This window comes from Gryllotalpicola sp. CP2-P1, assembly GCF_057512245.1.
Window position 1 is genome coordinate 1 of record NZ_JBLRDT010000147.1, and the last position, 6,324, is coordinate 6,324.

The window sequence follows — 6,324 nt, forward strand, 5'->3', positions numbered from 1 at the left end:
GGGTGCCGACGACGATGAGGCGGGCGCCGCGGTCGACCGCGAAGCGCGAGAGCGCCGTGACCGGGTCACCCGCGAGAGTGTGGTGCGTGACCGTCACGTTCGCCGCGGCGGCGCGTGCCACGACGCGGGCAGAGATCTCGGTCAGCGCGGGCTGCAGCTTCTCACCCTGCGGCTCGTTGTGGTCGAAGGCGGCGACGGGCGCCGTGACGACCGACCCGTCGGGGGCTTCGCCGATCGGCACACGGCTCTCGTCAACGTAGACGCACATGAGGCGCGCGCCGAGGTCGTGCGCGATCGAGACGGCCTCGTCGAGCACGCGATCGGGCGTGCCGACGGCGAGACCGACCACCACGGGGCCGGAGCGAGGGGTGCCCACGTGCGGAATGCTACGCCGCGACCGCCTGGCCGAGCAGCAGCGAGCGCAGCTGGTCGACGGAGTGCACGACCGCCATGGCGCCCTTCGCCTCGGCCGGCGAGCCGTAGCCCCACTCGACCAGGATCACGGGCACGTCGTTCGCCGTGGCGCCCTCGACGTCGTAGAAGCGGTCGCCGACCATCACGGGCCGCGAGGTGTCGACGCCGAGCTTCTCGAGCTCGGCGAGGGTGTAGGCGATCACCTCGGCCTTCTCGGCGCGCGAGTCGTCGTCGGCAGCGCCGCCGATGAAGGTCAGGTACTGCGAGAGGCCGAAGTGGTCGAGGATGCGCGTGGCGCGCGAGGTCGGCTTGCTGGTCGCGGTGGCGACGGGAATGCCGTCGGCGTGCAGAGAGGCGAGCAGGCCCGCGATGCCGGGGAACACGGCGTTGTCGGTGAGATCGGATTCCTCGGCGAAGGCGCGGTACACGGTGAGGGCGTGCTCGGCCTCTGCCTCGGTGAAGTCCTCACGGGCGCGCAGCGTGCTGACGAGGGGCGGGCCGACGTATGCCATCAGCTCGTCTTCGCTGTGGACGGGGCGGCCGATGGCGTCGAACATGCGCCGCAGCGAGCTCGTGATGCCGGGCGCGGAGTCGGTCAGGGTGCCATCGAGGTCGAAGAGCACGCAGCTCCAGCTGCGCGTGACCTCTGAGCCCATGGCCGCGGTTTCATGGATTGACATAGCCCGACAAGTGTAGACGGGGCATTCCGAACGGCCGGGGTCGACCCGTGCGCCCGGCGCGGGTTCAGGATGCCAGCGCGCGCAGCACGTGCTCGCGGGCGACGATGCCGCCGGGCCGGCGCGGGTCGAACTGCACGGCGACGAAGTCGGCGGTCTCGATGAAGCCGAGCGCCTGACGGCCCGGGACGATGATGCCGTTCACCTTCATGCCGCCGAGGCCCGCGGCATCCGCGGTCGCCTTCAGCTCTTTCATCGACGAGAACAGGGGAAGCACCTGCTGGCCGTCCGTCGTCTGCAGCGTGCGCAGGCGCAGGTCCTGCGGCGAGGGCGAGCCGGTGACATCGACGGTCAGGCCGCCGCGCAGCGCGGCGTCGAGCAGCGCGGCGAGCGTGTCTTCGCCGGGGCTCTCGACGAGCTTGTCGAGAGCCCGCGCGACCGCGCGGTTCTCGTAGGACTGGGGGAAGGCCGGCGCGCGCACGTCTGCCAGGCTAACGGGGCAAGCCGAACGGGCGCTCGTCGGGGCCGACCGCCGCGCGGCCGGCCCCGACGAGTCACTTCGTGAGGAACCCTTCCTTCACGAGCCAGTCGGAGGCGACCTGGCCAGGGTCCTGCCCCAGCACGTCGACCTTGCGGTTCAGCGAGACCAGCACGTCGTTGGTGAGCTTCGGCGAGAGCCGGTTCAGCACCGTTGCGATCTGCGGGTACTTCTTGAGCGTCTGCGTGTTGACGACGGGCGAGCCGTTGTATGCGGGGAAGAAGTGCTTGTCGTCGGTGAGCACCTTGAGGTGCAGCGAGCCGATGCGGCCGTCGGTCGTGAACACCTCGCCGAAGTTGCACTTGCCCTGTGCGGTCGCGGTGTAGACGGTGCCCGTGTCGAGGACGCTCACGTTCTTGGCGGGAACGCGGTTCGCGCCGGAGCCGCCGAGTTCGAGACCGTACTTCTCCAGCATCGGGCGGAAGCCGTCGGGCCGCGAGTTGAACTCGGACTCGACGCAGAAGGTGCGCTCATCGACGGGGAGCGTGGCGATGTCGGAGAGCGAGGTGACCCCCAGCTTCGTCGCTCCGGCCGAGGTCGACGCGAGCGCGTAGGTGTCGTTCATCGGCGTGACCGGCAGCCACGTCAGCCCGTTCGCCGCGTCCGCCCTGCGCACCGCCTCGTACTGCTCGTTCTGGTCCGCGATGCCGGTCGTCTTGCCGAGGTACGTGAGCCACGCCGTGCCGGTGTAGTCGTACTCGACGTCGGCATCGCCCGCCAGCATCAGCTGGCGAACGGCCTGGCTGCCCGGAACGTTGGTCTCATCGGTCACGTGGAACCCGGCGGCGGTCAGCGCGAGCACGGCGATCTTACCGAGCAGGATCTGCTCGGTGAAGTTCTTCGACGTCACGATGACGGATGCATCGGCGGGCAGCCCCTTGACGGGCTTGATCGACCCCGAGTGCACCTCAGGCACGAATGAGGCGGCCGGCTGCAGGCCGCAGCCCGCGAGGGCGAGCACAGCCGAAATGGCGACGGATGCCGCGACGGCGGCGCGGCGGAGGGGGTGGTTCATCGGGTCAGTCCTTTCGGCTGTGCCAGGTGCTCGACGACGCGGCCGAGCCAGTCCACGAGCAGCGCGAGCAGAGAGATCAGCAGGGCGCCGGAGATCAGCACCCGGGGAAGGAAGAGGTTCACGCCGGTCGTGATCAGCAGCCCCAGGCCGCCGCCGCCGATGAACGTTGCGAGCGCGGCCGAGCCCGCGAGCAGCACGAGCGCGGTGCGCACGCCGGCAAGCATGACGGGCACCGCGAGGGGCAGCTCGATGCGCAGCAGGGCGCCGAAGTTGCTCATGCCCATGCCGCGCGCCGCCTCCACGAGCCCCCGGTCGACGCTCTGGATGCCGATCATGGTGTTCCGCAGCACGGGGAGCGCCGCGTAGATGACGAGCGCGACGACCGCCGTCCAGAACGAGAAGCCGAGCCAGAACGCGAGCAGGACGACCAGGCCGATGGCCGGGGCGGCCTGCCCGATGTTGGCGAGCGCGAGGATCACGCCGCTGGCCCTGTTGAGCGGCCGCCTGGTCAGCAGCACGGCGAGGGGGATCATCACGACGACGACGATCGCCGCAGAGATGAACGTCAGGCCGAGGTGCTGCCACGAGTAGCCGAGCAGATCGGCGGGGTTCAGGGTGGCACGCTCGGTCGCGGAGAGGTCGGCGGTGGCGAGCCAGACGCCATAGGCCAGCAGCACGACGACGATCGCCGCGGGCTGGATGAGCAGTCCGCGCCAGGTGCGCGCGCCGCCCACCTGCTCGGTCGTGACGATGGTCTGTGCGTCAGCGGGCGCGGCCACGGCCGTCACGACGGGTCCCCGCTCACCACGGCGATCGCCTCGGTGTTGAGGCCGATCGGGGCGTCCTCGGCGACTTCCGCCGCGGACTCGCGGGCCCTCGTGATGGCATCCATGATCACCTCGACCGTGATGACGCCGGCGAACTCGCCGCGGCGCCCCGTCACGATCGCCGCGCCTGCACTCGAGACGAGCATCGTGTCGAGCGCGTCCTGCAGCGATGCCGTCGGTGCGACCACGGGCATCTCGTCGTCGCGCTCGGCAGGCAGGAGGTCCATGCGCGACAGCCGCCGCAGCGAGGGCCAGCGCAGCGGGCGACGCTGGCCGTCGAGGACCACCGCGTGGTTGTGACCGGCCTCTCGGGCGCGCTTCAGCAGCTCGGCCGCCGGCGTCCCCGCGGCTCCCGTGACGGCATCCGCCAGCTCGACGTCGCGCACGCGGGTGAGCGTGAGCTGCTTGAGCCCGGCGCCCGAGCCGATGAAGTTCTCGACGAACTCGTCGGCGGGGTCCGCGAGGATGCGCTCGGGGGTGTCGTACTGCACGATCCGGCCGCCCTCGCGGAAGACGACGATCCAGTCGCCGAGCTTGACCGCCTCGTCGAAGTCGTGGGTCACGATCACGATCGTCTTCTGCAGCTCCTCCTGGATGCGCAGCAGCTCCTCCTGCAGGCGTTGGCGGGTGATCGGGTCGACGGCTCCGAACGGCTCGTCCATGATCAGCACAGGCGGGTCGGCCGCGAGGGCGCGCGCGACGCCGATGCGCTGCTGCTGGCCGCCCGAGAGCTCGCGCGGGAAGCGGTGCCGGTAGGTGTTCGGGTCGAGCGACACGAGTTCGAGCAGCTCGTCGACGCGGGCGGCGATGCGCTCCTTCGACCAGCCGAGCAGCTTGGGCACGGTGGCGATGTTCTGGGCGACCGTCTGGTGCGGGAACAGCGCAGCGCCCTGCACGACGTAGCCGATGCGGCGGCGCAGCTCGTCGCCGCTGATCGAGGTGACGTCCTCGTCGCCCAGCACGATCCGGCCCTCGGTCGGCTCGATCAGGCGGTTGATCATCTTCAGGGTCGTCGTCTTGCCGCAGCCGGACGGCCCGACGAGCATCACGATCTTGCCGGCCGGGATCTCAAGGGTCAGGCCGTCGACGGCCGCCTTCGCCTGCCCGGGGTACCTCTTGGTCACCTGGTCGAGCAGGATGCTGCGGCCGGAGACCTCGGTGGTGGAAGCGTTACTGGTTGACACGGATACCTCGCGAGATGGTGAGTCGGCCGAGGCCGACGAGGAGCAGATCGAGAATCAGGGCGAGCACGATGACGCCGACGACGCCGACGACCACCGACTCGAGGGAGTTCGCGCCGCCGAGGCGCGACAGGCCCGAGAAGATGAAGCTGCCGAGCCCGGGCCCCAGCGCATAGGCCGTGACGGCCGCGACGCCCATGACCATCTGGGCCGAGACGCGCAGACCGGTGAGAATGACGGGCCAGGCGAGTGGCAGCTCGATGGACAGCATGACCCGGGCGCGGCTCATGCCCATGCCGCGTGCCGACTCGACGACACTGCGGTCGACCTCGCCGAGGCCGACGATCGCATTGCGCAGCACGGGGAGCGCCGCGAAGAACGTGACCACGGTGACCGACGGCGCGACGCCGAAGCCCATCGGCGCGATCAGCAGGCCGATGAGCGCGAACGACGGGATGGTGAGCCCCACGGCCGAGACGCCGTTCGCCAGCGCGCGCAGCCAGGGAACGCGGTAGACCGCGAAGGCGATGGCGAGGGCGATCACCAAGGCGAGCACGAGGCACTGGGCGACGAGCCAGAGATGCTGCCACGCAGAGAACGAGATCTGCGGCAGACGGTCGATCACATAGGACCAGAACACAGGAGAAGGACTCTCGTTGTTTCACGTCCGGGTCGGGGCGCGCACGGCGGGACCTCAAGCGGGTGGAACAGCACCACGAGGAGCCCGCACCGACACAGCCATCCGGGCCGCATCCGCGCCGCCACACCATACGCCCACCTGTCGGGAACAGGTGGCCGCGAACTGGGCGGAGGCCGCAAGCGGCCGCCACCAAGCTATCAAAGAGCTGAGCGGGGTCCTCAGAACAGGGTCGGCACGCCCGAGTCGACGCCCTTCATCGCCTCGTAGTCGAGCACGACGCAGCGGATGCCGCGGTCTTCGGCGAGCGTGCGCGCCTGCGGCTTGATCTCTTGCGCGGCGAACACGCCCGTCACCGGGGCGAGGTGAGGGTCGCGGTTCATCAGCTCGAGGTAGCGGGTCAGCTGCTCGACGCCGTCGATGTCGCCGCGGCGCTTCAACTCCACCGCGACCGATCGGCCCGAGGCATCCCTCGCCAAGATGTCGACCGGCCCGATCGCCGTCATGTACTCGCGACGCACCAGCGTGTGCCCGTCGCCCAGCAGTTCGATCTGCTCGGCGAGCAGCTTCTGCAGGTGTGCCTCGACGCCGTCTTTCACGAGCCCCGGGTCGACGCCGAGCTCATGCGCGCTGTCGTGCTGCACCTCGTGGATCGCGACGATCAGCTTGTCGTCGGTCTTGGTCGCGCTGACCGTCCACACCTGGGTGACGCCGGCGGATGCCTGCTCTTCGGTCGGCTCGCCGTAGGAGATCGTGCACGGCGGGCTCATCCAGTTCAGCGGCTTGTACGAGCCGCCGTCGGAGTGCACCAGAAGCGAGCCGTCGGCCTTCACCATGAGCAGGCGCGTCGCGAGCGGCAGGTGCGCCGACAGGCGCCCGGCGTAGTCGACGGAGCACTTCGCGATCACCAAACGCACCCGTCGAGTTTACGAGAGCGCTTGAGCGTCGGTGGCCCGGGCCACTCCGTACCCGGCCGTAAGTCACCGATTCGGCGCAGCCGGCCGCCCGGCGCGGCGTGTCGAGCCTCGCCGCGCC

8 protein-coding genes are annotated in these 6,324 nt (G+C 70.2%); all 8 read right to left on the minus strand.

Annotated features, from left to right (window positions below):
* A partial coding sequence (locus ACM2XV_RS11110; RefSeq protein ID WP_487026967.1) for a universal stress protein occupies positions 1-376 on the minus strand: 376 nt, incomplete at its 3' end.
* A gap of 10 nt (positions 377-386) precedes the next feature.
* Entirely contained in the window at positions 387-1,094 is a 708-nt protein-coding gene (locus ACM2XV_RS11115) for an HAD hydrolase-like protein (RefSeq protein ID WP_344775743.1), read from the minus strand.
* 64 nt (positions 1,095-1,158) lie between these two features.
* Entirely contained in the window at positions 1,159-1,572 is a 414-nt protein-coding gene (locus tag ACM2XV_RS11120; RefSeq protein WP_487026968.1) for an SseB family protein, read from the minus strand.
* A gap of 73 nt (positions 1,573-1,645) precedes the next feature.
* On the minus strand, positions 1,646-2,644 hold the full coding sequence (locus ACM2XV_RS11125; RefSeq protein WP_344775739.1) for a glycine betaine ABC transporter substrate-binding protein: 999 nt from the start codon (positions 2,642-2,644) through the stop codon (positions 1,646-1,648).
* A complete protein-coding gene (locus ACM2XV_RS11130; RefSeq protein ID WP_487026969.1) occupies positions 2,641-3,432 on the minus strand; it encodes an ABC transporter permease in 792 nt (263 codons plus the stop codon). Before ACM2XV_RS11130 ends, ACM2XV_RS11125 begins: the two co-directional genes overlap by 4 nt.
* A complete protein-coding gene (locus ACM2XV_RS11135) occupies positions 3,429-4,655 on the minus strand; it encodes an ATP-binding cassette domain-containing protein (protein WP_344775735.1) in 1,227 nt (408 codons plus the stop codon). The genes ACM2XV_RS11130 and ACM2XV_RS11135 overlap by 4 nt, the downstream gene beginning before the upstream one ends.
* Complete coding sequence (locus ACM2XV_RS11140; protein ID WP_344775733.1) at positions 4,642-5,292, minus strand: ABC transporter permease; 651 nt, start codon at positions 5,290-5,292, stop codon at positions 4,642-4,644. The genes ACM2XV_RS11135 and ACM2XV_RS11140 overlap by 14 nt, the downstream gene beginning before the upstream one ends.
* Before the next feature lie 218 nt (positions 5,293-5,510).
* On the minus strand, positions 5,511-6,206 hold the full coding sequence (nucS, locus tag ACM2XV_RS11145) for an endonuclease NucS (protein WP_344775731.1): 696 nt from the start codon (positions 6,204-6,206) through the stop codon (positions 5,511-5,513).
* Positions 6,207-6,324: the final 118 nt, after the last annotated feature.

What these genes read in the sequence shown, in the direction of transcription:
- ACM2XV_RS11125 (WP_344775739.1), bottom strand. Translation starts at nt 2,644, where the DNA reads ATGAACCACCCCCTCCGCCGCGCCGCCGTCGCGGCATCCGTCGCCATT.
- ACM2XV_RS11115 (WP_344775743.1), bottom strand. Translation starts at nt 1,094, where the DNA reads ATGTCAATCCATGAAACCGCGGCCATGGGCTCAGAGGTCACGCGCAGC.